This window comes from Parafrankia sp. FMc2, from assembly GCF_041008525.1.
Taxonomy (GTDB): Bacteria; Actinomycetota; Actinomycetes; order Frankiales; family Frankiaceae; genus Parafrankia.
The window spans coordinates 1-1,747 of the sequence record NZ_JBFLUG010000364.1 but is presented as its reverse complement, the minus strand read 5'-3'; the positions used below and the strand labels follow the sequence as shown (position 1 = coordinate 1,747).

Genomic DNA, 1,747 nt, shown 5'->3' with positions numbered 1-1,747 from the left:
GGGAACTGCGCGGCCAGCACCCCCAACCCGACCCGGTCCACCAACCGGTCCCCGGCCTTCTCCTTGACCTGACCACGCCTCGGCACAGCCAGAACCTACACGATCAGACCTTAAGTTCCTGGTATTGACCTACCGCCTCGACAGGCCCGGGTCCGCGCCGACGAACTGCTGGAACGCTTCGGCCTGACCGAAGCCGGCCGCCGAAACGTCCGAGGCTATTCCGGGGGGATGCGACGCCGGCTCGACCTCGCCGTGAGCCTCGTCGGTGAACCGCGGGTGCTGTTCCTGGACGAGCCCACCACGGGTCTGGATCCGCAGAGCAGACTCGAGTTGTGGGACATCGTCCGCTCGCTGGCCGCGCGGGGCGTCACGGTCCTGCTGACCACCCAGTACATGGAGGAAGCGCAGGCGCTCGCGGACACGGTGGCGGTGCTCGACTCCGGGCAGTTGATCGCTGAGGGGTCGCCCGACCAGCTCCGCACTCAGCTCGGCGGCCTTGTGTTGCACGTGCGGGTGGCCGACGCCGCCGAGGCTCCGGCGGTGCGCCGACTGCTGTCGGCCGCCGGCCTGACGACGAGCCTGACGGCTTCTCCTGACGTCCCTGCGGAGCCCGACACGGGCGCGCCGGAGGTCACCGGAGCCTCCTCGATTCTTCCGGGCGTTGGGGGGACGGTGGTCGCGGCGCCCGTTGCCGGCGAGGCCGAGCTGACGCTGGCCGTTCAGGTCCTCGCGGATTCCTCGGCGCGGATAGCCATGATCGAAACCCGCCGGCCAAGCCTCGACGAGGTATTTCTCACTCTCACGGGAAGGCGAACTGGCATGCAAGCCCCCGCCACCAGCGGTCTCGCGGCCAGCGAGAACCCAGCCGGAGAGGAATGAGCATGCCCCGGAATGGCCTGAGCGTGACACTGGACCCGCCTCGGCATGCGTCCGCAGGCTCGACATTCGCGCCGTTGCCCAGCGAGAGTCCGATGAACATGGTCCGGCACTCGCTGATCATCGCGCGTCGAAACCTGATGAAGATCGCCGGGAACCCGGGCTTGATCCTGGATGCGACGGTCATGCCGATGGTGTTCGCGGTCGTGTTCGTCTATGTGCTAGGTGGTGCCATCGCGGACAGCACAAGAACCTATCAACAGTTCTTCATGCCTGGAATCATGGCGCTGACGCTCACCATCGTATCGAGAAGCACTGGTATCAGCCTTGCCGTGGATTTTGGAAATGGTATGGTAGATCGCCTGAGATCACTGCCGATCGCTCGTTCGGCAGTGCTGACAGGGCGAATTATCGCCGACACTGTGCGAATGCTAGTCAGCCTCCTGATTATATTTTCGTTCGCTTACGTGATTGGCTTCCGTATAGAGACGAACGTGGTTTCGTCCGTGGCGGCGCTGGGGCTTCTTACCGCGTATGGTGTGGCGCTCTGCTGGGTCGCAGCTTTCATAGGCCTGGCGGTCCGCAGTATCCAGACTGTGGAGTCAGTGACCATGCTCTGGATGGTCCCGCTCCAGTTCGGCAGCTCGCTGTTCGTCCCTACCGACACGATGCCGGGATGGTTGGCGGCGTTCGCCGAGGTCAATCCGATGACCTTGGTCGTGGACGCGAGTCGCGGTCTGCTGTTAGGGCCTGTTCTGGGTTCGGATCATCGGGTTGGGAGGCTGCGGAGCCAGAGAACGGACCCGCGTAGGTGGAGTCCCGCGGCGTAGCTTTCGGGGGTCTTGTCGTAGCGAGTGGCCAGGCCCCGCCA

Annotated in this window: 2 protein-coding genes; both read left to right on the top strand. The window is 64.9% G+C overall.

Going from position 1 to position 1,747, the window contains the following annotated elements; all coding sequences use genetic code 11:
- Positions 1–123: 123 nt before the first annotated feature.
- Positions 124–879: an ATP-binding cassette domain-containing protein gene (locus AB1460_RS37280; RefSeq protein ID WP_368967250.1), complete on the top strand. Its 756-nt coding sequence runs from the start codon at positions 124–126 to the stop codon at positions 877–879.
- Positions 880–971: 92 nt separating this feature from the next.
- Complete coding sequence (locus AB1460_RS37275; RefSeq protein WP_420497467.1) at positions 972–1,706, top strand: ABC transporter permease; 735 nt, start codon at positions 972–974, stop codon at positions 1,704–1,706.
- The last annotated feature ends 41 nt before the right edge of the window (positions 1,707–1,747 follow it).